Genomic DNA, 22,968 nt, shown 5'->3' on the forward strand with positions numbered 1-22,968 from the left:
AGTTGCTAGAGCAGGCCGGCGTGGTCGAGGGCGAGGTAGGCGGCGTCGGTGCCGGTCATCGTGCCGGAGGTGCGCAGGTCAGTGCGGAACTCGGCCGGGGTGAGTTCCACCGGGACGCAGTCCTCGAACTCGTCGAGGGACTGCTTGCCGTTCGGGCGGCAGCCGCGGGCGATGGCAACGTACTTGCGGAAGGTCGACGACGAACCGGCCCAGAGCCAGCCCTTCACCTCGATGGACTCGCAGGTGTAGCCGGTCTCTTCCTCGAGTTCACGCCGGCCCGCGTCGGCCGGATCCTCGCCGGGGTCGATCAGGCCACCGGGCAGGTTGGTGACGATCTTGTCGGGGCCCGCGCGGAACATCCGTACCGTGACGATCCGGCCGTCCGGGGTCAGCGGCAACACGGTCACACCGGCCCTGATGTCCGCTCCGGACTCGGGGCCGGAGACGTCCCAGACCGCTTCGCGTCCATCGGGCAGCCGATAGCGGCGGACATTCACCGTGAGGAAGCCCTTGTAGCCGGGCGTCTCCCCCACCAGCACCCACGGCTGAGGATCGCCCGGACGTACGTCGTCCGCCCCCGGCGTGGAGCCAGGGGCGGACGGCAGGTTGTCCGTCACAGCGGGCGGTCGGTGTCCGGGTTCTCCGGCGGCGCGATCGGAGTGTCGTCCTCGGCGGGGGGCGCCACGGGGGCGTCGTCCGTCGGGGTGGCCGCGTCGCTCTCGTAGGAGCCGCCGTTGACGGTCTCCTCCGGCTCGTGCGTGACCGGTTCGGCCGGTGAGGTGTCCGGGCGCGACTCGGACAGGATCCGGGCCAGCGTGTCGTCCGAGATCCGCTTGAACTTGCGGACCTGGGTGCGGGTCCGGTCGAGGATGGCGACCTCGATCTGGTCCGGCTCGAGCTGCCTCACCTCGGTACCGTCGTGGCCGAGCGCATCCACCGCGAGACGCAGCGCCCCCGCCAGCGAGATGCCCTCGGAGTAGTGCTCACCGACGTACTCCGCGACCTGCTCGGCCGGGCCGCCCATCACGGCGTACCCGCGGACGTCCGCGATCGAGCCGTCGTAGGTGAGCCGGTAGATCTGGTCCTCGGCCGTGCTGGCGCCGATCTCGGCGACCAGGATCTCCACCTCGAGCGGCTTCTCGCCACCGGAGGAGAAGATCGCGCCGAGCGTCTGCGCGTACGCGTTCGCCAGCGCGCGGCCGGTCACGTCGCGGCGGTCGTACGAGTAGCCCCGCATGTCGGCCAGCCGGACGCCGGCGATCCGCAGGTTCTCGAACTCGTTGTACCGCCCGACGGCCGCGAAGGCCATCCGGTCGTAGATCTCGGCCACCTTGTGCAGCGCCGGGGACCGGTTCTCGGCGACGAACAGGATGCCGTCGGCGTACTGCAGCGCGATCGCGCTGCGCCCCTTGGCGATGCCCTTGCGGGCGAAGTCGGCCCGGTCCCGCATCAACTGTTCGGGCGAGACGTAGAACGGCGTACTCATCTGGGGTGTCGTCCTCTATCAGTCGATGGTGGTCAGGTCAGCGGCGCGGACGGGCCGTCGGGACGCTCGTGCCGGGCGGCGATGACGGTGTCCACGATCGCGCCGACCTCCTCGGCCGGCAGCCGCCGGTAACCGTCCGCGGTCACCACGCCGACCACCGGGAAGATCCGCCGCAACATGTCCGGACCACCGGTCGCGGAGTCGTCGTCGGCCGCGTCGACCAGGGACTGGACCAGCACGGTCGCCACCTCGGACTCGGTCAGGTCCGGACGGTAGAGCTTCTTCAGCGCGCCCCGGGCGAACAGTGAGCCGGAACCGACGCTGTGGTAGCCGCCGAGCTCCTCGTACCGCCCACCGGTCGGGTCGTAGGAGTAGATCCGGCCGGCCTTCTGGTCGTGGTCGTAGCCCGCGAACAGCGGCACCACGGCCAGGCCCTGCATCGCCATCGGCAGGTTGCCGCGGATCAGCGCGGTCAGCCGGTTGGCCTTGCCGTCCAGGCTGAGCGTGGTGCCCTCGAGCTTCTCGTAGTGCTCGAGCTCGACCTGGAACAGCCGCACCATCTCGATCCCGAGCCCGGCCGTGCCGGCGAAGGCGACGCAAGAGTACTCGTCGGCCGGGAAGACCTTCTCGATGTCGCGCTGGGCGATCACGTTGCCCATCGTCGCCCGCCGGTCACCGGCCATCACGACGCCACCGGGGAAGATGGCGGCGACGATGGTCGTGCCGTGCGGTACGTCCTTGCCGAAATCACCCGCCCCCAGGTCGCGCCGTCCGGGCAACAGGTCGGGCGCGTGCCCGGCCAGGAAGTCCATGAAGGACGAGCCACCTGGGGTCAGGAAGGCTTCCGGCAACCGGCCGGAGGCATCGAATGTCATCTAGCGGTTCACTCCCCACCCTTTTGCACGAAGCCGCGGACGAACTCTTCCGCGTTCTCCTCCAGCACCTCGTCGATCTCGTCGAGGATCGAATCCACGTCGTCGTCGAGCCGTTCCTTGCGCTCGGCCACGTCCTCACTGGACTTGGTCTCGGCGACCTCTTCCTCGGTCGACGAGCGCTTCGGCTGCTTGTGCTGCTGTCCGCCGTCTTTCGCCATGGCACACACCTCCTAGAACCGCTGTGGAGGACCGCCCAACCGGTCCTCTATAGCGACCCTACCCGGCAGCGCCCCCAGTAATGGTGCGAACCAGGTCACTCGCGGTGTCGCACTGGTCCAGCAAGGCTCCGACATGCGCTTTCGTGCCTCGCAGCGGGTCCAGCGTCGGGATCCGTTGAAGCGATTCACGGCCGGGCAGGTCGAAGATCACCGAGTCCCAGGACGCGGCGGCGACCTGACCGGCGTACTGCTGCATGCAGCGGCCGCGGAAGTAGGCGCGGGTGTCCGTCGGCGGGTGGGATACCGCCATCCGGATCTCCTCGTCGCTGACCAGCCGTTGCATCCGGCCACTCTTGACGAGTTTGTAGTACAGGCCCTTGTCCGGGCGCAGATCGGCGTACTGCAGGTCGACCAGGTGCAGCTTGGGGTCGTCCCACTCCAGCCCGTCGCGGTCGCGGTAGGACTGCAGCAGCTTGTACTTCGCGACCCAGTCGAGCTGGTCGGACAGCTTCATCGGGTCGGTCGCCAGCTGGTCGAGCACGCTCTCCCAGCGTTGCAGCACGTCCTTGGTCTGCCGGTCCGCGTCGTCGCCGTACTTGTCCTCGACGTACTTGCGGGCCTGCTCCAGATACTCCACCTGGAGCTGGACGGCGGTGATCTTGCGGCCGTCCTTGAGCGTCATCAGGTGCGTGCAGCTGGGGTCGTGGCTGATCTCGTGCAGCGCGTTGACCGGCCGGTCGACGGACAGGTCGTCGGTCAGCCAGCCGTCCTCGATCATCGCCAGCACCAGCGAGGTGGTGCCGACCTTCAGGTACGTCGAGATCTCGGCCAGGTTCGCGTCGCCGATGATCACGTGCAGCCGGCGGTACCGGTCGGGGTTGGCGTGCGGCTCGTCGCGGGTGTTGATGATCGGCCGCTTGAGCGTCGTCTCCAGGCCGACCTCGACCTCGAAGTAGTCGGCCCGCTGGCTGATCTGGAAGCCGTTGGTGTTGCCGTCCTGGCCGATCCCGACCCGGCCGGCCCCGGTGACCACCTGGCGGCTGACGAAGAACGGCGTCAGGTGCCGCACGATCGACGCGAACGGCGTGGACCGGCGCATCAGGTAGTTCTCGTGCGATCCGTACGACGCGCCCTTGTTGTCGGTGTTGTTCTTGTAGAGGTTCAGCTGTGGCGCGCCGGGGATCTGGCGGGCCTGCCGGGCGCCCTCCATGATCACCAGTTCGCCGGCCTTGTCCCAGACCACCACGTCACGCGGGTTGGTGCACTCGGGCGCCGAGTACTCCGGGTGGGCGTGGTCGACGTACAGCCTGGCGCCGTTGGTGAGGATGACGTTGGCCAGGCCGGTCTCCTCGTCGGTGAGCTGGCTGGAGTCGGCCACCTCCCGGCTCAGGTCGAAGCCGCGCGCGTCCCGCAGCGGGTGCTCCTCGTCGAAGTCCCACCGCGTCTTGCGCGCCAAGGGCTGCGTCTGGGCGTAGCCGTTCACCACCTGGCTCGAGGTCAGCATCGGGTTGGCCCCGGGCTGGCCAGGAACCGAGATGCCGAACTCGGTCTCGGTCCCCATGATCCGCCGAACACTCATGCGATCGAGCCTACGCGGTTGGGCGGACTAATTGCGTTGAAGTGTCCACAGGGTTATCTGTGAGACTTCGGAAATGGACGAACTGGTGGCTCTGCTGGACAGCGACGGCCGGGTGTGCGGGTCGGCGCCACGCTCCGTGATGCGGCGCGAGAACCTGCGCCACGGGGCCACCGGCGTACTGGTCCGGAACAGCGCCGGTGAGATCTACGTGCACCGCCGGACGCCGACCAAGGACGTCTACCCGCATCGGTACGACTTCGCGGCCGGGGGTGTCGTCGCGGCGGGCGAGGATCCGTACGACGCCGTCGTACGGGAACTGGACGAGGAGCTGGGCATCACCGGGGTCGAGCTGACCAGGCTGCCCGAGGGCGACTACGCGGACGACCACACCAGCTACCGCGCCTACCTGTACACCTGCGTCTGGGACGGCCCGGTGAAGCACCAGCCGGAGGAGGTCGAGTGGGGCGCGTGGATGTCACCGGCTGACCTGGTGGCCAAGTTCGACGAGTGGTCGTTCATGCCGGACACCGTCGCCCTGCTCGGCCCACTGGTCCGGACCTACGCGCTGACGATCGATGACAACGGCTGGGACAGCCGGGCGTGGCTTGACGGCGAGTGGCTCAACCGTGAGCCGCGCCGCGAGGCGGTCCGCCCGCGCCTGCTGGCCGAGACCACCCTGATGCCCTGGCTGGCCCCGCAACTCCCAGTACCGGTCCCAGTGCCCGAGCAGACGCAGTACGGCGTACGCCACCGCGTCCTGCTAGGTAGGCCACTCGAAGAAGGCAGTACTGCGCTCGGCCGCGAACTAGGCGAATTCCTCAGCGCTCTCCACTCCGTAGACCCGGCCGAGGCCGCAGCCCGAGGTGCCGTCGACGCAGCGACGGCCGCTGCAGCCAAGACGGTCTTCCTGGACGAGTGCCGCGCACAGGTCGTCCCGCTGCTCCCCGACCACGCCCGACAGACCGCACTCGAACTCCTGGCCCGCGTGGCGACCACCCGCACTGCACTGGTCCACGGGGATCTCGGCGACGAGCACATCCTCGTCCAGGACGGCCGGATCGGCGGCGTGATCGACTGGACCGACGCAGAGATCGGCGACCCGGCCCTGGACCTGTCCTGGCTCCTCAACGACGCCCCGGACGGCATAGCGACCGGCCTGGCCGAGACCTACGACCTAACCCCGGTACTACGCCAGCGCGCCCTCGACTGGCATCGCCTAGCCCCCTGGTACGGCGTCCACCGGGGCCTCCTGCTCGACCTGCCGGACGACGTGGAGAGCGGACTCGCGGAGATCCTGACCCGGTTGTGATGCAACCATCGGCGGACCGAGCGGTCACTCCCCGGTGTGAAGAACATCCTGACCGACGAGACGGAGCCCGTCATGGCGACCGGATCCGCAGGGAGCCCACCGGACCGTGAGTTGTGGGACCGGTTGCGGCAAGGCGACCGACACGCCCTCGGCGAGCTGTTCGATCGCTATGCGGACGATGTGCACGCTTTCGCGTTCCGGCGTACCGCCTCGTGGAACACCGCGGAGGACGTCGTCCAGACCACGTTCCTCAACACCTGGCGCCGCTTCCAGCGCAACCCACCAGGCCCGCTGACCGCTCCGAGCGCCCGTGGCTGGCTGCTGGTCGTCGCAGGTAACGAGTGCCGCACCCTGGCCCGCACAGCCGCCCGCTTCCGCAACCTGCTCGACCGCCTGCCCGACCCCGCGCAAGGGTCCGACCACGCCGCCGACGTAGCTCGCAGACTCGACGACGAGCGCCAGATGTCCCGCATCCGCCAGGCGGTCGCCAAACTCCCCCGCCACGAACGCGAAACCCTGGAACTGGTCGTCTGGGCCGGCCTCACCCAAGCGGAAGCCGCCGACGCCCTAGGCGTCCCCCTAGGCACCGTCAAGGCCCGCCTCCACCGCACCCGCCGCCGCTTCCCCGACCTGCTCGACCGCGACGCGCTCTCCGAGGAGACCTCATGAACACCCGACTGGAGCCGCCGCGCGTACCGCCGCTCAGCCCGGCCCAGCGCAGCCGCCTGCGCAACCGCGTGATGGATACCAACCGCCCACCGTCCAAGGGCATCCGCCGCTGGGCCGTTCCTGCCCTCGCCGTCGCCGCGACATTCGCGGTAGTCGCCGGCACGCTCGTAGCCGTCGACCAGCACAGCGGCTCGAGCAAGCCCGACGTACCGCCGGCCGGCGACCCCGGCATCGTCAACCGCGACCTCGGCCCGGCCACTCCCCAGCAGGTCAAGGCGGCGATCAAGGACTGCATGATCCCGCACAGCCGGCCGCTGCAGACCGTGTGGAGCCGCCGCGTGTTCGGAGAGGGCGGGCCCGCAGACACCCCAGGCACCATCGTGCTGGTGCGCGAGCCTGCGCCGAGACCGACGGGTCACCCGCCGCTGTCGTTCTGCCTGGCGCCGGTTCCCGTGGCCACGGGCCACGAGGAGAGTGAGATCGCCAAGATCCCGACCGCCGCCCAGGGCATCCTGATCATCGACCGCACGACGGCCGTCAGGCCGCCGTCCATCCCGCCCGGCCGGGTCGGCCCGTCCGGGAAGCTGCCCCCGGATGGTCCGCGCAGCAGCAACGCCGGAGCAGAGGTGGGCACATCCTTGATGCGGGTCCGGCCTGGGATCGCCCGCCTCGAGTCCCGGTTCGTCTGGACCGGCGGTGCGGGTCCGTGGACCGAAGGCGCGGTCGCCGACGGGTTCGGGTTCACCCAGAGCGTCGTGGACACCGGCGCAACACCCCGCGCCCAGCAGCGCGAGGAGTTCCGGGCCTTCGACTCCAGCGGAAACCCGGTGCCGTTGCGGTACTAGTGCTGGCGGCCGATGAAGCGGGAGATCGAGCGAGCGAGGTTGATGCCCACCAGGCCGCCCCAGCAGATGACGATGGCGAAGGCGCCTTCCTGGGCCGCGGCGATGGCGGTGATCGGGATGCCGGCAGTGACCGAGACGATCGCGAGGGCGAGCCCACCGGGGTCGCCCTCGCGGCTCGGCTTCGGTGCCTGCACCGGCGGCGTGGCGAGATGCTGGGCGGTGTGCGCATCGAGCTTCGAGAGGAACCCCTCTATCACCTCGAGCTCGTACTCCGGCCCCAGCTCCTGCCGTGCCGCCACCGCGGCCCGCAGGTCCTTGCGAATCTCGTCCGTCGCCATACCCGTCAAGGTACGACGCGATCAGGTCGCTGCCTATCGGGGAAACCCCCTACCCGCCCCTCTGACGATCACCGGCGGCGATGCGGCACCCGCCCGTCACCGGAGGCCCAGAAGTCCGACACGACCTCCACCCGGCCGTTGCCGTCGTCGGCGACCAGCACCGCCCGGTGGTCGCCCTCGAAGTCCATCAGGTCCGCGAAGACCTCAGAGCCGGTACCAACGCGCTGCCCGTCCAACTCCCAGTGCAGTTGCTCATCCGCCAGCGGCCGGCCGAAGCAGTCCGTGGCGAGTGCCCACAGCCGTACCAACGAACCGGCCCGCACGGTCGCCCCCGACGCCGGTGCGAGGATGGAGGCCTCCGGTGGTCGGCTGGGTACGTCGAGCCGCGTCCACTCGCTCACTGCCGTGTCGAAGCCGTCCGAGATAATCACCTGCACCAGCGCCGACCCAGCCTGCAATGGCGCCACCGGTACGGTCGCCTCGCCGGCATCGAGCGCACCGGCGAGTACCTGCCAGGTCTCCCCCTCGTCGGCCGACCAGCGCAGCAGCCGGAGCACCTTCTCGGCGTACACCTCCTCCTGCCAGGTCAGACGCACCCAGTCGCCCTCCACGGCGCCCTGCAGGCCCTCTACTCGCGGCGGAGCACCAGCAGGCTCCCGGATCCACGTCTCCTCCTCGTCCCGCACGATCCGCAACGTAGAGCCTCGCGGCGGCTCCGGTATCACCGCACAGATCACCCCGGAACTCGCTGGATCACCGCAACCTCCACTGCATCCGCCGCAGCCGCCCTGCCCATCCCCACACGCGGCAGTCTCGACCACCTGCACCGGCGCCGTAGCGACGATCCGCCCCACGTCGTCAATCAGATCGAGCCGCGTCCCCGGAAGACTGCTCCCCAACGCCGCGACAGTCGTCTCCAGCGTCAGCACGTGCTCGACCTCGATCTGGCCGTCGACCAGCCGCCCGAACACCATCAACGTCAGCACCGGACTCTGCAGATCGACCACCCACGGTGGCGGCGGATCCGGGATGTAATGCGGAATCGGCCCGTCCAGATCCAGCTCCACATTCGGCGGCCGCATGTCACCCGGCCCTGGGATCCAGGTCGGGTTCAGCGCCGGATGCTGCACCATCCGTTGGTACTGATAGAGCGACGGCCACCGCGGATTGCAGTACGACATGAAGTCGCGCCCGACCGCCGGCGAGATGATGGTCGGCCCGGCCAGGTCGAAGCCGTACTCGCCGATGGACGCCATCTTGCTGGTCTCCGAGTCGTACGGCTCGTACGCCGGATAGTTCAGGTCGACCTTGGGATCGTTGGTGAGTCCGCACGGTGCATGCCTGAAGTCGAGCACGTGGCCGAATTCGTGGCCCATCGCTTCCTGGGACCCGACCGGCCCGGCGCCGAGTCCGGCTCCACCGCCGCCGCAACCGCCGGTACCGTCGCGCGGGATCGTGCTCGGCAGCATCCCGTAGTACAGCCAGCCGGGCTTGTTGCCGTCGGCCATCTTCACCAGGTAGAGCCAGGCCAGCAAGCTGTTCCAGACGTCCGGGCACTTGCCTTTGACGATACCGCCGGTCAGCGGCACGAACCAGTTCATCTGGCCGGCGACCGAGAGCTCGGGCGTCTTGGAGACCGGGTACCAGTCCAGCGTCCGCCGTACCGTCGACTGCAGGTCGGCCAGCGACGGCGCCGGCAGGTCGACGTGGTTGCCCGCGATGTCGTCGCCCGAATAGTGGACCGGAATCATCCGCACCCTGAGCGTCTGGAGCAGGCTCGCGTTCACCACCTGCATGTACTCCGCCACCTGGCGGCCGCTGACCGCGGACACCTTCAGCCGGAACGTCCCACGCATCTGAGCAGCCGGGATGACGAAGTTGAGACTGTTCGCCAGCGACCCGCGTTCGGTCGCGTAGTCCGGATCGGCAAGCGCTGTCACAGACCCCGGCATCTGCTGGACCAGCGACCCGGCATCCACCCAGACCCCGTACCGCATCTTCTGCACCGTCACGCTCGCCCGCACATTGGGCACATCGTTGAACACGCCGTGCACGAACACCCGCACGTACGCCGTCTTGTCGGCGACCAGCTGAATCGAGTTGTCCGGCCCATGATCGTCCGAGTCGGTCAGGTGCTCGGCGGCGTGCCGGTACTGGATCACCTGCGTGACCTCGACGCCGTCGATGAAGAACCCGGTCAGGAACGGCCTGAGCCAGTCGGCCCGCGCCACCTGCTGAACGATCCCGGACATGCTGAACCTGGGCATGCTCGCCCACCCCCTGTAGCCCTCCCCCAGGCCCTTCCCCTTGGAGCCTAAGAAAGCACGACCGGGCGGCCAACGCAACAGCCGCCCCGGTCCGACATCGCGGACCGGGGCGGCTGCGGTTGGAGCTGGTTACAGGTACTGACCCGTGTTGGTGGCTGTGTCGATCGACCGGCCCGGCTCGGTGCCCTGCTTGCCGGAGATGAGCGTCCGGATGTAGACGATCCGCTCGCCCTTCTTGCCGGAGATCCGGGCCCAGTCGTCCGGGTTGGTCGTGTTCGGCAGGTCCTCGTTCTCCTTGAACTCGTCGACGCACGCCTGCAGCAGGTGCTGCACCCGCAGGCCCTTCTGCTTGTCGTCCAGGAAGGCCTTGATCGCCATCTTCTTGGCCCGGTCGACGATGTTCTGGATCATCGCGCCCGAGTTGAAGTCCTTGAAGTACAGGACCTCCTTGTCACCGTTGGCGTAGGTGACCTCGAGGAAGCGGTTCTCGTCGGCCTCGGTGTACATCCGCTCGACCGTGCGCTGGATCATCCCGTTCACGCACGAGGCCCGGTCGCCACCGAATTCACTCAGGTCCTCGGCGTGCAGCGGCAGGGTCGTCGTCAGGTACTTCGAGAAGATGTCGCGCGCCGCCTCGGCGTCCGGCCGCTCGATCTTGATCTTCACGTCCAGCCGGCCCGGCCGCAGGATCGCCGGGTCGATCATGTCCTCACGGTTCGAGGCACCGATCACCAGGACGTTCTCGAGGCCCTCGACACCGTCGATCTCGCTCAGCAACTGCGGGACGATGGTGTTCTCGACATCGGAGGAGACGCCGGAGCCGCGGGTGCGGAACAGCGAGTCCATCTCGTCGAAGAACACGATCACCGGCATGCCCTCGGAGGCCTTCTCCCGGGCCCGCTGGAAGACCAGGCGGATGTGCCGCTCGGTCTCGCCGACGTATTTGTTCAGCAGCTCGGGGCCCTTGATGTTGAGGAAGAACGACCTCTGCTCCGCCACCCCGGTCCGCTCGGCGACCTTCTTGGCCAGCGAGTTCGCCACCGCCTTCGCGATCAGCGTCTTGCCGCAGCCGGGCGGGCCGTAGAGCAGCACACCCTTCGGTGGCTTGAGCTCGTGCTCAAGGAACAGGTCCTTGTGCAGGTACGGCAGCTCGACCGCGTCCCGGATCGCCTCGATCTGGCCGGCCAGACCACCGATCTGGGTGTAGTCGATGTCCGGGACCTCTTCGAGCACCAGCTCCTCGACCTCGGACTTCGGGATCTTCTCGTAGACATAGCCGGAGCGGGGCTCCAGCAGCAGCGAGTCGCCGGTCCGCAGCGCGATGTCGAGCAGCGGCGAGGCGAGCCGGACGACGCGTTCCTCGTCGGCCTGCGCGATCACCAGTGCCCGCTCGCCGTCGGCCAGCAGCTCCTTCAGCATCACCACGTCGCCGACGACCTCGAAGTCGCAGGCCTCGACCACGTTCAGCGCCTCGTTCAGCATCAGTTCCTGGCCGAGCCGGAGCCCGTCCAGGTCGACTGATGGGCTCGCGGCGACGCGGAGCTTGCGGCCCCCGGTGAACACGTCCAGCGTGTCGTCGTCGTTGCGGCCCAGGAAGGTACCGAAACCGGACGGCGGTTGCGCCAGCCGGTCGACCTCCTCCTTCAGGGCGATGATCTTCTCTCGGGCCTCGCGCAGTGTTTCCGCCAACCGCTCGTTCTGGGCGGTCACACTCGACAAGGACGCCTGGGTTTCGGACAGTCTGCTCTCGAGCGACCGGCTGTCCGCCGGGTGCTCCAACAACCTCCGCCGCAACGCTGCGACCTCGGCCTCCAGGTAACGGACCTGGTTACGCAGCTCTGCCGCGGTAGGACTCTCGTCTCCAGCCACGATCATCACCTCACCATGTGGGGCTCGACCCTATGGACCTTACCCAGAAAAGCACGCCGAGCAAGCTGAATCCCATCACGTGTCGGTTGCGGATGAATCGGTTGTGCCCGGCGTGTCGGTGGGTGTATCGGACTTGCGCGGCCCGGAATAGTCGTCGCCGTACGCGCCCGGGGCCGGCCGGCGCTTCTTCCGCGGCGCCTGGACGCCGTGCGCCATCCGTCGAGCCGTGACCAGGAAGGCCGTGTGGCCTTGCATTCGGTGGCCAGGACGGACCGCCAGCCCTTCGACGTGCCAGTCGCGCACGAGCGACTCCCAGGCCCGCGGCTCGGTGAACTCGCCATGGGCCCGCAGCGTCTCCACAACCCGGCTCAGCTGGGTCGTGGTGGCCACGTACGCGCAGAACACCCCACCCGGCACCAGGGCACCCGCAGCGGCGTCGATGCACTCCCAGGGGGCCAGCATGTCGAGCACGATCCGATCGACGTCCTCTTCCTCCAGCGACTCCACCAGGTCGCCGACGTGCAGCGTCCAAGCCGGGTGCTCGGCGCCGAAGAAGCCGGTGACGTTCTTGCGGGCCACCTCGGCGAAGTCCTCGCGGCGCTCGAACGAGATCACCTGGCCATGGATGCCGACCGCCCGCAACAGCGCCGTGGTCAGCGCGCCCGACCCGGCGCCGGCCTCGACCACCTTCGCGCCCGGGAAGATGTCGGCCATGGTCACGATCTGGGCCGTGTCCTTGGGGTAGATCACCGCGGCACCACGCGGCATCGACACCGAGTAGTCCGCCATCAACGGCCGCAGCGCGAGGTACTCGACCCCGCCCTTGGACCGGATCGTCACCGCGTCGGGGCCGTCGATCAGCTCGTCGTGCTCGATCCCGCCCTTGGTGGTGTGGAAGATCTTCCCGCGCTCGAGGAACACCGAGTGCCGGCGCCCTTTGGAGTCGGACAGGGTGATCCACTCACCGGCCTGCAGCGGCCCGTGGTGCACCCCGGAGAAGGAAGCATCAGGAAAATCACGAAGATCAGACATAAGGCGCTCACCCTACTTCGCCACCCCGACAAGCCGAGAATGCCGCCGATGCCCCTCCAGCTGACCCGTCAGCAAGCAGTAGCCCACCACCTCTCCGTCAACCACCTCAGCACCCGCCTACCGGCCGGCTCGTACGCCGAAGCCGCCCGCTACGGCCTCCAGGACACCGCCCCTCGTGACGCCCTGGTCGCGCTCCACGCCCGGGTAGAGGCCTGCGAGCCGTCTGCGTGGGAGCACCCCGACCTGACCCAGACCTACAGCCCCAGAGCGGCTGTGTACGTCCTGCCGCGCGCGGACTTCGGCGTTTTCACCGTCGGTCGCCTCCCGCTTGATCCGGAGGCGCTCAAGTATTGGGAGACGGCCGCAGACACCATCTGCCGGGATCTGGCCGGTACAGAGGGCCGTAGCGGGGCTCCGGACCTCAGAGGCGCCTGCGCGACCGGCCGCATAGCGTTGCGCTGGACAACCAGTGCCCTGTACTTCCGTGAGGTCCCTCGCCCCGAGATCGATTTCATGGCCGCCCACCGCGCACTCTGTCGCCTCCACGTCGAGGCGTTCGGCCCGACGACCCCAGCTGCCTTCGCTTGGTGGTCCGGTCTCTCACCCAAGGACGCCCGCGAGGTCTGGGGCCAATTGGAGCTACTGGAGGTCGCCCTGGACGGTCACCGCGCGTGGATCCTGCCGGAGGCCGAGCAGGCCGTCCGCAACCCTCCGGAGCCGACCGGTGCCCGCTTCCTGCCTACCCCCGACCTTCGCCTGCTCGGGCAGGACCGCCACGGCCTCTTCGTCGGGCCAGGTGGCAGCAAGCACCTACCGCTGTACGACACCTTCCACCCGAACGGTCTCCTGGTAGACGGGCAACTAGTCGGCATGTGGGGCCGTCGCGGCGGCCGACTCCACCTCAAACACCTCGGCAGGCCGACCGCGGCAACCAGAGCCACCATCGAAACCGAGGCACTGACCATGCCCATCCCCGGCGCAACCCCGACCCTCGAAATCGCACAGCATTGAGCAAAGGAGGCCGGACGGGGGCTGAACCGGAAGGTGGGTCTGGATTGCGGTTGCTGCGGCGAGGGACTGTGGTTGCGGGGTTGGTGCGGTGAGGGGCTGTGGTTCGCGGTCTCCGCTGCGGGGTCTGAGCCAGAGGGTCCTTTGGTCAGGGCCGGTCGTGGCCCGGGGTGATGTTCGGATGGAGTGCAGGGGTGGGGCGGGCGATTTCCCTCCCCGAACCGGTTCAGTACGGTGATTTCGGGGTCGGCTGGCGGGTTGTTCGGCCGCTCGCAACCTGCAGAACGCCAGCCGCCGAAGAACCGGCGTTCGCTGACGGGTTTTGTACCGCCGGCGCCAAGTTTGGCGTCAGCGACCCGAAAACCTGCCAGCGCCAACCCCGAATCCACAGCACCCTCACCACGCAAAACCCCGGTCAGCGGTTGCGGAAGGCCTGTTCGACGTCGGTGGTGGCCAGGACGCCGTAGACGGCGCCGTTGGCGTCGAGGACCAGGTACTCCGAGGCGGGGTTCTCGCGGAGCGTCGCGAGGATCTCCTCGCCGGTGTCGTTGACGCCGATGATGTGGCCGGCGCCGATCCGGGTGGCGACCTCGCCGACCGTGGTCCACGGGCGCTGGTTCTGAGCGACCGAGTTGACGGCGGATTCCGAGACGAGCGCGTGCGGCTTGTCGTCGCCGTCGATGACCACGACCGCGCCGGCTTGAGCACCTGCTGCGAGTCGTACGGCCTCGGAGATCGGCGTACCGGCGTGTACTGCGATCGCTCGGCGGGCCAGCGTGCGGACCTGCAGGGAGGGCAGCTTGCTGCGGAGCCGGGCCTGCATCAGGGACGCGGTGGAGCCCATCCAGAGGAAGAACCCGACCGCCAGCGCGATGATGAAGTCGACAAGCGTGGGCTGCCGGTCGAAAACCCGCTCCAGGATCACCGGCGCCGCCAGGACCGCGATCGCGATCAGGCGACCGGCCCAGGCGGCAGCGATCGTGCCCTTGTGCATGTTGCCGGTCAGTTTCCACACGAAGGCGCGCAGCACCCAGCCGCCGTCGAGCGGCAGCCCGGGCAGCAGGTTGGTGACGCCGACGATCAGGTTGGCGATGGCGAGCTCGAACAAGGCGACATACCCGACGCCCTCGTCCACAGCCCGCGAGCCGAGGTAGGCGAGGCCGCCGACCAGCAGCGACGCCAGCGGGCCGACCACGGAGACGGCGAACTCCTCGAAGGGGCTCTTCCGCTCCCCCTCGATGTGCGTGCCGGCCGCGAAGAAGCCGAGGTTGATCTCGGTCACCGAGATGCCGAACCGCAGCGCGACCAGCGCGTGCGCCAGCTCGTGGATCAGGATCGAGGCGGTGAACGCGACCACGAAGGCGAACGACGCGACGTACCGCCAGCTGCCCAGCTCGGGGAACTGCTGCCCGATCACGCTGGCGAAACCGAGCGCCAGCAGCATCGCCACCGGCAGCCAGGTGAACCGCATGGTCAGCTTGATCCCGCGGACACGACCGATCACCCAGGTACCGGGGGTTGGGCCGGCAGGCTGGGCGGGACTCTGGGGATCACGCGAATCGGACATCGGTGCAACGCTACTGGTCCCCTGTTAACAAGCCTTACACCCCCACGGCAAGCCGAGCCGTGAATCCGCTCTTCACGTCCCCGCTGATCGTCGCCAGCTGGTGCACGGCCGCGTCGTCGCGGAACACGTTGTCGGTCCGCAGCGACGTGTTCGCGAGGTTCTGGGCGCTGCCGTCGTAGCCGGTGGTCGCGTAGACCGTTTTGCAGGCGTCCTCGGGCAGCGCGAGCTGTGAGGTCGCGCTGATCTTCCCCGCGGCCGTCGCCTCGGACAACGACGAGTAGACCTCGAAGTGGATGTGCGGCCATCTCCCCTGGTACGCCGCTGGGAAGATCGTGGTGAAGGTGACCTCGCCGGCCGCATTCGCAGCCTGTACTCCGCGGCAGTAGTTCTCGTTGGTGATCTCGCCGTCGTAGAGCGAGTAGCGGCCCTGGGCGTCGCAATGCCACAGGTAGACCGCAGCACCGGCCAGAGGCGTGTCCTTCGCCGCATCCAGTACTACGAGTTGCACCGTCAGCGGGACGCCCTCAGCCACCCCGGTCGCACTGCCGAAGCTCTTGGTGAGGTCACTGCGCACGATGCCCGACTCGGTCAGCACGTTCGGCCCATTGGACCCGTCCCCCGGGAACGGCCCCGCCGTCTCCTCCGGGATCTCGTCGACACCGGTCCCCGACGGCGTGCTGCTCGTCGTACCGGCCGCGCTCGGCGACGAGCCGCCGGACGTGCTCGTGTCCGCCGCACAGCCGGCGACCACCGCCAGGCCGGCTCCGGCGAACAGCCTGAGGACGTTGCGTCGGCGGAGCATGCCGAGGTCGAATTCGAGGCCTCTGTCGTGGTCGTGCATGTCGGTCTCCCTTGCTTGGTGCCTCCAGCGTGCCGACCCCGACCGATGGTTCGCCGAAAGTCTGCTGGGAGTTCGCTGGGAGCCCGTTGTCCACAACCAGTGCGGCGACGGCCCCGACTGTCCGTGGTCTCGCCTAGCCTTGGCGGCATGAGCGTCGCACCAGCAGTCGACAAGCACGGCCACCCGAACGGAGCGCTGTCTCCGTCCCGGGCGGCGGACTTCATGAGCTGCCCGCTCAAGTACCGGTTCCGGGTGATCGACCGGCTGCCGGAGAAGCCTTCGCCGGCCGCGGTCCGGGGCACCGTCGTGCACGCTGTCCTGGAGCGGCTCTTCGACCTGCCGAGCGGCCAGCGGACGCTGGAGCACGCCGCCGAGATGCTCGAGCCGCAATGGCAGAAGCTGCTCGAGGCCGAGCCGGAGGTCGCGGAGCTGTTCGCCGAGGACGCCGACGGCGAGGAGCTCGCCAAGTGGCTGGCCGAGGCGCACGGGCTGCTCGGCAAGTACTTCAAGCTCGAAGACCCGAATCTGCTGGAGCCGGCCGAGCGCGAGTTGTACGTCGAGACCGAGCTGGAGTCGGGCCTGACCCTGCGCGGATACGTCGACCGCCTCGACGTCGCGCCGACCGGCGAGATCCGGGTGGTCGACTACAAGACCGGCCGGTCGCCGTCGGAGTTCTTCGAGGCCAAGGCGCTCTTCCAGATGAAGTTCTACGCGCTGGTGCTGTGGCGGCTGCGCGGCGTCGTACCGGCGATGCTGCAGCTGGTCTACCTCGGCAACGGCGAGATCGTCCGGTACGTTCCCGACGAGGCCGACTTGCGCGCTTGTGAACGCAAGGTCGGCGCGCTCTGGACCGCGATCACCCGGGCGCTGGAGTCCGGCGACTGGCGGCCGAGCCCGGGTCCGCTGTGCGACTGGTGCGACCACAAGGCCATCTGCCCCGCCTGGGGCGGCACTCCGCCGCCGCTTCCGAACCGCTCGGTCGAGGAGGTCGCGCAGGAGTCCGCGGGCGTCGATCTGGTCGGAGTCGACGGATGAAAAGCTGCCGTATCACCGAGCTGAGTTTCTGCTCACACCCGGTCGATGCCATTGACAACCGCCCGGTCGGGATACGGTCCGCACTATGAGTCATCCGCATCCCGACCTCGGCCAGCCGCCCCGCCTCCCCGACACCGCGCTCCGCGTGGTCGCTCTGGGCGGTCTCGGCGAGATCGGCCGCAACATGACCGTGTTCGAGTACCGCGGCCGGTTGCTGATCGTGGACTGCGGCGTGCTGTTCCCCGAGGAGCACCAGCCGGGCGTCGACGTGATCCTGCCCGACTTCGGCTACATCCGGGACCGGCTGGACAAGATCGACGCGATCGTCCTCACGCACGGCCACGAAGACCACATCGGCGGCGTCCCGTACCTGCTCAAGGAGCGCGCCGACATCCCGGTGATCGGCTCCAAGCTGACCCTGGCGTTCATCACCTCCAAGCTCAAGGAACACCGGATCACCCCGAAGACGATCGAGGTCAAGGAGGGCGACCGGCGCAAGGTCGGCACCTTCGAGACCGAGTTCTTCGCCGTCAACCACTCGATCCCGGACGGCCTGGCGGTGGCGATCCGGACCAAGGCCGGCATCGTCCTGCACACCGGCGACTTCAAGATGGACCAGTTCCCGCTGGACCGCCGGCTGACCGACCTTCGCGGCTTCGCCAAGCTGAGCGAAGAGGGCGTCGACCTGTTCATGACGGACTCGACCAACGCCGAGGTGCCCGGCTTCACCACGTCGGAGAAGGACCTCGGCCCGGCGATCGACACCGTCTTCCGGACTGCTCCCGGCCGGATCATCGTCTCCAGCTTCGCCAGCCACGTGCACCGGATCCAGCAGGTGCTCGACGCGGCCAAGCTCGGTGGCCGCAAGGTCGCCTTCGTCGGCCGCTCGATGGTGCGCAACATGGGCATCGCCGGCGACCTGGGCTACCTGAAGGTGCCGAAGGGGCTGATCGTCGACCTGAAGGAGCTGGAGAAGCTCCCCGACCGCAAGGTCACCCTGATCTGCACCGGCTCCCAGGGTGAGCCGATGGCGGCCCTGGCCCGGATGGCGAACCGCGATCACATGATCCGGATCGGCGAGGGCGACACGGTGCTGATGGCCAGCTCGCTGATCCCCGGCAACGAGAACGCGATCTACGGCCTGATCAACGGCCTGATCCGCTGGGGCGCGAACGTCGTGCACAAGGGCAACGCCAAGGTGCACGTCTCCGGTCACGCCAGCGCCGGCGAGCTGGTCTACTGCTACAACCTGATCAAGCCCCGCAACGTGATGCCCGTCCACGGCGAGTACCGGCACCTGAAGGCGAACGCGGCACTCGCGGTCGCCACCGGGGTACCGGCCGATCGGGTGATCATCGCCGAGGACGGCGTGGTCGTCGACCTGGACAAGGGCCGGGCGAAGATCGTCGGCAAGGTCGAGGCCGGGTATGTGTACGTCGACGCGATGACGGTCGGCGGAGTCACCGAGGCGAACCTCAAGGACCGCCGCACGCTGGCCGAGGAGGGCGTCGTCACCGTCGTTCTGCTGGTCGATGCCAACACGGGCCTGCTGGCCGAGCCGCCGGACTTCCTGGCCCGCGGTTTCGTCCACGACGACACCACCTTCAAGGACGTCATCCCGGTCATCGAGGACACCTTGGCCAAGGCCGCCTCGGAGAGCATCGGCGACGCCAACGCCCTCGAAGAGCTCGTCGGCCGCGCGGTAGGCAACTGGACCTGGCGCCACTGGCGCCGCCGCCCGGTCATCATCCCCGTCGTCATCGACGCCTGAGGCAGCGCTCCTGCCCACCCGCCACCAACCACGGGTGGTGGGCGGGCAGGGCCATCGACAGCTGGGCGGGGTCGGGGCGGCCTACCCGTCCGCATGGGCCGGTGCCGGTACGGCGTACCGGGCTGGTGGGGTGGGACGGACCTGGTGGGGGTTAGCGTTCTCGCTGTGACGGTGAGAGTTGTCGGGCAGGGTGTTGCCATCCGGACCAGCGGGCTGGGGAAGAGTTACGGGTCCGGGGACACCCGGGTGGAGGCGCTGGCCGACGTCGACCTGGAGTTCGGCAAGGGCAGGTTCACCGCGATCATGGGCCCGTCCGGCTCGGGCAAGTCGACCTTGCTGCACTGCCTCGCCGGGCTCGATCGCCCGACCGCCGGCCAGGTCATGCTCGGCGACGTCGACCTCACCCGGCTCGACGAGAAGCGCCTCACCCATCTGCGGCGCGACCGGATCGGGTTCGTCTTCCAGGCCTTCAACCTGGTCCCGACCCTGTCGGCGATGGAGAACATCACCCTCCCCCTCGACCTCGCCAACCGCAAACCGGACCAGGAATGGGTCGACAAGGTCGTCACCGCGATCGGGCTCCAGGACCGCCTTCACCACAAGCCGTCCGAGCTGTCCGGCGGCCAGCAGCAACGCGTCGCCTGCGCCCGCGCCCTCGCCTCCCGCCCCGAGGTCGTGTTCGCCGACGAACCGACCGGCAACCTCGACTCCCGCTCGTCCGCCGACGTGCTCGGCTTCCTGCATCGCTCGGTCCGCGAGTTCGGCCAGACCGTCGTGATGGTCACCCACGACCCGACCGCGGCCTCGTACGCCGATCGCGTGGTCTTCCTCGCCGACGGCCGGCTGCAGGACGAGCTGCTCGACCCGACCGCGGACACCGTGCTCGACAAGATGAAGCAGCTCGACACCCAAGAGGCCGGCTGATGCTCAAGCTCGGCCTCCGGTCGGTGCTCGCGCACCGGCTCCGGTTCGTGCTGTGCACGGTCGCCGTCCTGCTCGGCGTCGCCTTCGTCGGCGGCGCGCTGATCTTCACCGACACGCTCTCGGCCGCGCTGAAGAAGAACTTCGCCGGCAGCCCGTCCGACATCACCGTCACCCCGGTCGAGAACCTCAAGCACAACGCCGGCCTGTCCAACGCCCGCCCGGCCACGCTCACGTCCGACCTCGCCAACCAGATCGCCAACCTCCCCGGCGTCGCCAGCAGCGACCCTCAGGTACTCGTCCCCGGCGCCCAGATCCTCGGTACCGACGGCAAGCCGACCGAAGCGTTCGGCCTACCGACGTACGCCACCGGCTGGCCGCACGACCCCCGGACGGCCAACCTCAAGCTCCTCGCCGGCCAGCCCCCGCAGGGTCAGGAGCAACTCGCCCTCGACCAGTCGACCGCGAAGCGCGAGGGCTACGAGGTCGGCGACCAGGTCAAGGTCGTCACCCCGGGCAAGGCCGTCACCGCGACGATGACCGCGATCACCACCCCGAACCTCACCGGCGCGTCGGCCGGAGCCCCGCTGATCACCTTCGACTCGGTCACCGCCCAGCGGCTGCTGCTCGGCAGCCCCGGCTGGACCTCGATCACCGTCGCGGTCCAACCCGGTCAAGACGTCCAGACAGTCATCCAGGCGATCAGCAAGGTCGCGGGCAAGGACGTCAGCGTCCGGACGGCGGCGCAGGTCTCGGCGGACGGTGAGAGCGCCGTCGACAACACCTTCGGCGGCTTCAGCGCGGTACTGCTGCTGTTCGCCGGGCTCGCCCTGTTCGTCGGCACGTTCCTGATCGTCAACACCTTCTCGATGCTCGTCGCCCAGCGCTCCCGCGAGCTCGCCATGCTCCGCGCGATCGGCGCGTCCCGGGGCCAGGTCACCAGCACGGTCATGATCGAGGCGCTCATCATCGGCGCGATCGGCTCCACTCTCGGCCTGTTGATCGGCGCGGGCGTCGCCGCCGCCCTGCAGGCGTTCTACCAGTCCCTCGACCTCGCGATCCCCGGCTCGAGCCTGCAGATCAGCGCCCCGACCGTGATCGCCTGTTACCTCGTCGGCATCGGCGTCACCCTCTTCGCGGCCCTGCCCGCAGCACGTCGCGCCGGGAAGCTGCCCCCCGTCGCGGCAATGCGTGACGACGTCAGCGTCCCCGAACGCTCACTGCTCCTCCGCCTCATCATCGGCAGCTTCCTGCTCCTGATGACCGCCTTCCTGGTCGCGATCGCCTTCACCCTGCAAGGCCTGCCTGCGGCCATCCTCCTCGGCCTCGGCGCCGGTCTCGCCCTGCTCGGCGTGGTGATGACCAGCCCCCTGATCAGCCGGTACGCCGTCCGCGGGCTGATGGCCCCATTCGGCCGCAAGGCCCCGATCACGCTCGGTCGACGCAATGCGGCACGCAACCCCCGGCGTACGGCGGCGACCGCGTCCGCCCTGATGATCTCGGTCGCTCTCGTGAGCGGGCTGGTCGTCATCGCCGCGTCCGCCAAGGCCTCGGTCAACCGCAATCTGCAGGACGCGATCGGTACCGCCGAACTCCTGGTCAGCGGCGACGAGCCGTTCAGCGGCGAGGTCGGCGACAAGATCGCCAAGGTCCCCGGCGTCGCCGCGGTGCACCGGGTCCGGCAGATGCCCGGCGATATCGACGGCCACCGGGTCACCGTGGCCGGCATCGACGACGGGACCATCGACGGCCCGATCACCACCCGGTTCGTCTCCGGCTCGGCCGACGGCCTCGATGACGGCGAAGCGGTCATCCCCCGCAACCTCGCCAAGCAGCTCGACCTGGTCGTCGCGAAGAAGTTCGAGCTGACCACGACCAGCGGCAAGCAGACGCTGCAGGTGGCCGGCATCATCGCGCCGAACCGCCAGCTCAACGCGATCATCCTGGCTCAGCCCGCCTTCGCCAAGGCCGGCGGCGCGAGCACCGACAACACCCTGTACGTCGATGTTGCCGACGGCACCAATTCGGGCCAGGTCAAGCTGGCGGTGGCCGCCGCGCTGACCGACTACCCCGCCGTCGCGGTCCGCGACCAGCAGGCGTTCGCGAAGAGCCAGCAGCAGCCGATCGACATGGTGCTCGCGGTGATCGCGATGCTGCTCACGCTGGCGATCATCATCGCCGTGCTCGGCATCGTGAACACGCTCGCGCTCGGCGTGATCGAGCGCACCCGGGAGATCGGCCTGCTCCGGGCGATCGGGATGGACCGGCCGCAACTGCGCCGGATGCTCCAGGTGGAGGCGATCGCGATCGCTTTGCTCGGCGCGTTGCTGGGGTTGCTGGTCGGGGTCCTGTTCGCGGCGGCGATCCAGCACGTGATGACGGAGGACGGCCTCAGCGTCCTCGACATCCCCGTGTTCCAGCTGCTGATCGCGGTCGTGGTGGCGGGCGTGGTCGGCGTACTGGCTGCAGTGTGGCCGTCACGGCGCGCAGCGAAGCTCGACGTACTGCGGGCGATCGCGGCCGAGTGACGTGTCCGAGCCGCAGCCACGACAGGCAATCGCAGGTAGCCTGCGGGTGTGCCGGGCAGCGTGCAGTCGATCGAGCGGGCCGCGGCCGTGCTGCGACTGCTCGCCGCAGCGCCGAACGGCTTGGGTGTCGCTGACCTCGGCAATGCGCTCGGGTTGGCGAAGACGACAGTGCACGGCATTCTGAAGACGCTGCATCAGGTTGGTTTCGTGGAGCAGGACCGCAGCGGGGCGCACTATCGGCTCAGTGACGCGTTTGGGCGGCTCGGCGAGACATACCTCGATCCGAACGAGTTGCGGAGCCGGGCGATCAACTGGGCCGACTCGCTGGCGTCTCGCAGCGGCGAGGTGGTCCGGGTCGGACGGCTCGTCGAGGGCAAGGTGGTCGTCGTCCACCACGTCTTCCGGCCGGACGACAGCGATCAGGATCTCGACGTCGGTACTACGCTCCCGCCGCATGCGTGCGCTCTCGGCAAGGCGGTGCTCGCCTTCGATGCGTCCGGAGCTGCCCGGCCGCGGAAGCTCGACGCCTATACGACGCGGACCATCACGGATCCCGCCCGCTTGGCGGAGGAGCTGACCGCCGTACGGGCGAAGGGGTGGGCCGGGGAGTTCGAGGAGCACACGGTCGAGCTGGCCGGGATCGCGGCGCCGATCCGAGGGCTGGGCGGGCTCGTTGTCGGCGCGGTCGGCCTCACCGGCCGGATCGAACGCATCTGCGACAGCCGCCTCCGCCACCGCACCGACCTGGTCACCATGGTCCGGGCCACCGCCGAAGCCATCGGCCGAGACCTCCGCGAGGACCGCTGATGG

Annotated in this window: 20 protein-coding genes; 9 read left to right on the forward strand and 11 right to left on the reverse strand. The window is 68.9% G+C overall.

Annotated features, from left to right (window positions below; genetic code table 11):
- Positions 1 to 5: 5 nt before the first annotated feature.
- The 5 genes from ABD116_RS20755 to dop are packed head-to-tail and all read right to left on the reverse strand — an operon-like array spanning position 6 to position 4,158.
- Positions 6 to 617, reverse strand: a complete 612-nt coding sequence (locus ABD116_RS20755) for an NUDIX hydrolase (RefSeq protein WP_343972481.1) — start codon at positions 615 to 617, stop codon at positions 6 to 8.
- Positions 614 to 1,486: a proteasome subunit alpha gene (gene prcA / locus ABD116_RS20760; protein ID WP_343972484.1), complete on the reverse strand. Its 873-nt coding sequence runs from the start codon at positions 1,484 to 1,486 to the stop codon at positions 614 to 616. The genes ABD116_RS20755 and prcA overlap by 4 nt, the downstream gene beginning before the upstream one ends.
- Positions 1,487 to 1,518: 32 nt before the next feature.
- The gene (gene prcB / locus ABD116_RS20765; protein ID WP_343972487.1) at positions 1,519 to 2,361 is read right to left on the reverse strand and encodes a proteasome subunit beta; all 843 of its coding nucleotides are present in this window, start codon (positions 2,359 to 2,361) and stop codon (positions 1,519 to 1,521) included.
- A gap of 8 nt (positions 2,362 to 2,369) precedes the next feature.
- Positions 2,370 to 2,579, reverse strand: coding sequence for a ubiquitin-like protein Pup (locus ABD116_RS20770; RefSeq protein ID WP_328324267.1), 210 nt, complete (start codon positions 2,577 to 2,579; stop codon positions 2,370 to 2,372).
- Between the two features lie 58 nt (positions 2,580 to 2,637).
- On the reverse strand, positions 2,638 to 4,158 hold the full coding sequence (gene dop, locus ABD116_RS20775) for a depupylase/deamidase Dop (protein ID WP_343972490.1): 1,521 nt from the start codon (positions 4,156 to 4,158) through the stop codon (positions 2,638 to 2,640).
- A 73-nt stretch (positions 4,159 to 4,231) separates the two neighbouring features.
- On the opposite strand from dop, the gene ABD116_RS20780 reads away from it, so the two are divergent.
- Genes ABD116_RS20780 through ABD116_RS20790 form a run of 3 tightly spaced genes read left to right on the forward strand, consistent with a single transcriptional unit; the run spans position 4,232 to position 6,981 of the window.
- Positions 4,232 to 5,467: a phosphotransferase gene (locus ABD116_RS20780; RefSeq protein WP_343972493.1), complete on the forward strand. Its 1,236-nt coding sequence runs from the start codon at positions 4,232 to 4,234 to the stop codon at positions 5,465 to 5,467.
- Positions 5,468 to 5,503: 36 nt separating this feature from the next.
- Positions 5,504 to 6,136 carry an RNA polymerase sigma factor gene (locus ABD116_RS20785; RefSeq protein ID WP_343972496.1) on the forward strand — a complete coding sequence of 211 codons (633 nt, stop codon included), beginning with the start codon at positions 5,504 to 5,506 and terminating at the stop codon, positions 6,134 to 6,136.
- Positions 6,133 to 6,981 (forward strand): hypothetical protein, encoded by an 849-nt coding sequence (locus tag ABD116_RS20790; RefSeq protein ID WP_343972498.1) that lies wholly within the window; start codon positions 6,133 to 6,135, stop codon positions 6,979 to 6,981. The genes ABD116_RS20785 and ABD116_RS20790 overlap by 4 nt, the downstream gene beginning before the upstream one ends.
- Here ABD116_RS20790 and ABD116_RS20795 read toward each other — a convergent pair.
- The 4 genes from ABD116_RS20795 to ABD116_RS20810 form a co-directional block, all read right to left on the reverse strand.
- A complete protein-coding gene (locus tag ABD116_RS20795) occupies positions 6,978 to 7,319 on the reverse strand; it encodes a hypothetical protein (RefSeq protein WP_343972501.1) in 342 nt (113 codons plus the stop codon). The two genes, ABD116_RS20790 and ABD116_RS20795, sit on opposite strands and share 4 nt — an antisense overlap.
- 68 nt (positions 7,320 to 7,387) lie before the next feature.
- Positions 7,388 to 9,586: a hypothetical protein gene (locus ABD116_RS20800; RefSeq protein ID WP_343972504.1), complete on the reverse strand. Its 2,199-nt coding sequence runs from the start codon at positions 9,584 to 9,586 to the stop codon at positions 7,388 to 7,390.
- 129 nt (positions 9,587 to 9,715) lie between these two features.
- Entirely contained in the window at positions 9,716 to 11,461 is a 1,746-nt protein-coding gene (gene arc, locus ABD116_RS20805) for a proteasome ATPase (protein WP_343972507.1), read from the reverse strand.
- Positions 11,462 to 11,530: 69 nt separating this feature from the next.
- Positions 11,531 to 12,487, reverse strand: coding sequence for a tRNA (adenine-N1)-methyltransferase (locus tag ABD116_RS20810; RefSeq protein WP_343972510.1), 957 nt, complete (start codon positions 12,485 to 12,487; stop codon positions 11,531 to 11,533).
- A 48-nt stretch (positions 12,488 to 12,535) separates the two neighbouring features.
- On the opposite strand from ABD116_RS20810, the gene ABD116_RS20815 reads away from it, so the two are divergent.
- The gene (locus ABD116_RS20815; RefSeq protein ID WP_343972514.1) at positions 12,536 to 13,498 is read left to right on the forward strand and encodes a DNA glycosylase AlkZ-like family protein; all 963 of its coding nucleotides are present in this window, start codon (positions 12,536 to 12,538) and stop codon (positions 13,496 to 13,498) included.
- Between the two features lie 412 nt (positions 13,499 to 13,910).
- Here ABD116_RS20815 and ABD116_RS20820 read toward each other — a convergent pair whose 3' ends face one another.
- Positions 13,911 to 15,062: a M50 family metallopeptidase gene (locus ABD116_RS20820; RefSeq protein WP_343972517.1), complete on the reverse strand. Its 1,152-nt coding sequence runs from the start codon at positions 15,060 to 15,062 to the stop codon at positions 13,911 to 13,913.
- A 34-nt stretch (positions 15,063 to 15,096) separates the two neighbouring features.
- On the reverse strand, positions 15,097 to 15,903 hold the full coding sequence (locus ABD116_RS20825) for an intradiol ring-cleavage dioxygenase (protein ID WP_343972520.1): 807 nt from the start codon (positions 15,901 to 15,903) through the stop codon (positions 15,097 to 15,099).
- A 147-nt stretch (positions 15,904 to 16,050) separates the two neighbouring features.
- Here ABD116_RS20825 and ABD116_RS20830 point away from each other — a divergent pair, with 147 nt between their 5' ends.
- From ABD116_RS20830 to ABD116_RS20850, 5 genes are all read left to right on the forward strand, one after another.
- Positions 16,051 to 16,938, forward strand: a complete 888-nt coding sequence (locus tag ABD116_RS20830; RefSeq protein WP_343972523.1) for a RecB family exonuclease — start codon at positions 16,051 to 16,053, stop codon at positions 16,936 to 16,938.
- Positions 16,939 to 17,023: 85 nt separating this feature from the next.
- Positions 17,024 to 18,709: a ribonuclease J gene (locus ABD116_RS20835; protein ID WP_343972526.1), complete on the forward strand. Its 1,686-nt coding sequence runs from the start codon at positions 17,024 to 17,026 to the stop codon at positions 18,707 to 18,709.
- A gap of 165 nt (positions 18,710 to 18,874) precedes the next feature.
- Positions 18,875 to 19,633 carry an ABC transporter ATP-binding protein gene (locus ABD116_RS20840; RefSeq protein WP_343972529.1) on the forward strand — a complete coding sequence of 253 codons (759 nt, stop codon included), beginning with the start codon at positions 18,875 to 18,877 and terminating at the stop codon, positions 19,631 to 19,633.
- Positions 19,633 to 22,158: an ABC transporter permease gene (locus ABD116_RS20845; RefSeq protein WP_343972532.1), complete on the forward strand. Its 2,526-nt coding sequence runs from the start codon at positions 19,633 to 19,635 to the stop codon at positions 22,156 to 22,158. The genes ABD116_RS20840 and ABD116_RS20845 overlap by 1 nt, the downstream gene beginning before the upstream one ends.
- 48 nt (positions 22,159 to 22,206) lie before the next feature.
- Entirely contained in the window at positions 22,207 to 22,965 is a 759-nt protein-coding gene (locus ABD116_RS20850; protein WP_343972535.1) for an IclR family transcriptional regulator, read from the forward strand.
- Positions 22,966 to 22,968 lie beyond the last annotated feature (3 nt).

Origin of the sequence: Kribbella koreensis, from assembly GCF_039525325.1 — a bacterium.
GTDB classification, from domain to species: Bacteria; Actinomycetota; Actinomycetes; order Propionibacteriales; family Kribbellaceae; genus Kribbella; species Kribbella koreensis.

Bases quoted from the DNA above. Each gene is read 5' to 3' on its own strand.
- ABD116_RS20810 (WP_343972510.1), bottom strand. From the start codon at position 12,487: ATGTCTGATCTTCGTGATTTTCCTGATGCTTCCTTCTCCGGGGTGCAC.
- prcB (WP_343972487.1), bottom strand. From the start codon at position 2,361: ATGACATTCGATGCCTCCGGCCGGTTGCCGGAAGCCTTCCTGACCCCA.
- ABD116_RS20815 (WP_343972514.1), top strand. From the start codon at position 12,536: ATGCCCCTCCAGCTGACCCGTCAGCAAGCAGTAGCCCACCACCTCTCC.
- ABD116_RS20835 (WP_343972526.1), top strand. From the start codon at position 17,024: ATGAGTCATCCGCATCCCGACCTCGGCCAGCCGCCCCGCCTCCCCGAC.
- ABD116_RS20770 (WP_328324267.1), bottom strand. From the start codon at position 2,579: ATGGCGAAAGACGGCGGACAGCAGCACAAGCAGCCGAAGCGCTCGTCG.
- ABD116_RS20800 (WP_343972504.1), bottom strand. From the start codon at position 9,586: ATGCCCAGGTTCAGCATGTCCGGGATCGTTCAGCAGGTGGCGCGGGCC.
- ABD116_RS20795 (WP_343972501.1), bottom strand. From the start codon at position 7,319: ATGGCGACGGACGAGATTCGCAAGGACCTGCGGGCCGCGGTGGCGGCA.
- ABD116_RS20830 (WP_343972523.1), top strand. From the start codon at position 16,051: ATGAGCGTCGCACCAGCAGTCGACAAGCACGGCCACCCGAACGGAGCG.
- prcA (WP_343972484.1), bottom strand. From the start codon at position 1,486: ATGAGTACGCCGTTCTACGTCTCGCCCGAACAGTTGATGCGGGACCGG.
- ABD116_RS20820 (WP_343972517.1), bottom strand. From the start codon at position 15,062: ATGTCCGATTCGCGTGATCCCCAGAGTCCCGCCCAGCCTGCCGGCCCA.
- dop (WP_343972490.1), bottom strand. From the start codon at position 4,158: ATGAGTGTTCGGCGGATCATGGGGACCGAGACCGAGTTCGGCATCTCG.
- ABD116_RS20845 (WP_343972532.1), top strand. From the start codon at position 19,633: ATGCTCAAGCTCGGCCTCCGGTCGGTGCTCGCGCACCGGCTCCGGTTC.
- arc (WP_343972507.1), bottom strand. From the start codon at position 11,461: ATGATCGTGGCTGGAGACGAGAGTCCTACCGCGGCAGAGCTGCGTAAC.
- ABD116_RS20825 (WP_343972520.1), bottom strand. From the start codon at position 15,903: ATGCACGACCACGACAGAGGCCTCGAATTCGACCTCGGCATGCTCCGC.
- ABD116_RS20790 (WP_343972498.1), top strand. From the start codon at position 6,133: ATGAACACCCGACTGGAGCCGCCGCGCGTACCGCCGCTCAGCCCGGCC.
- ABD116_RS20780 (WP_343972493.1), top strand. From the start codon at position 4,232: ATGGACGAACTGGTGGCTCTGCTGGACAGCGACGGCCGGGTGTGCGGG.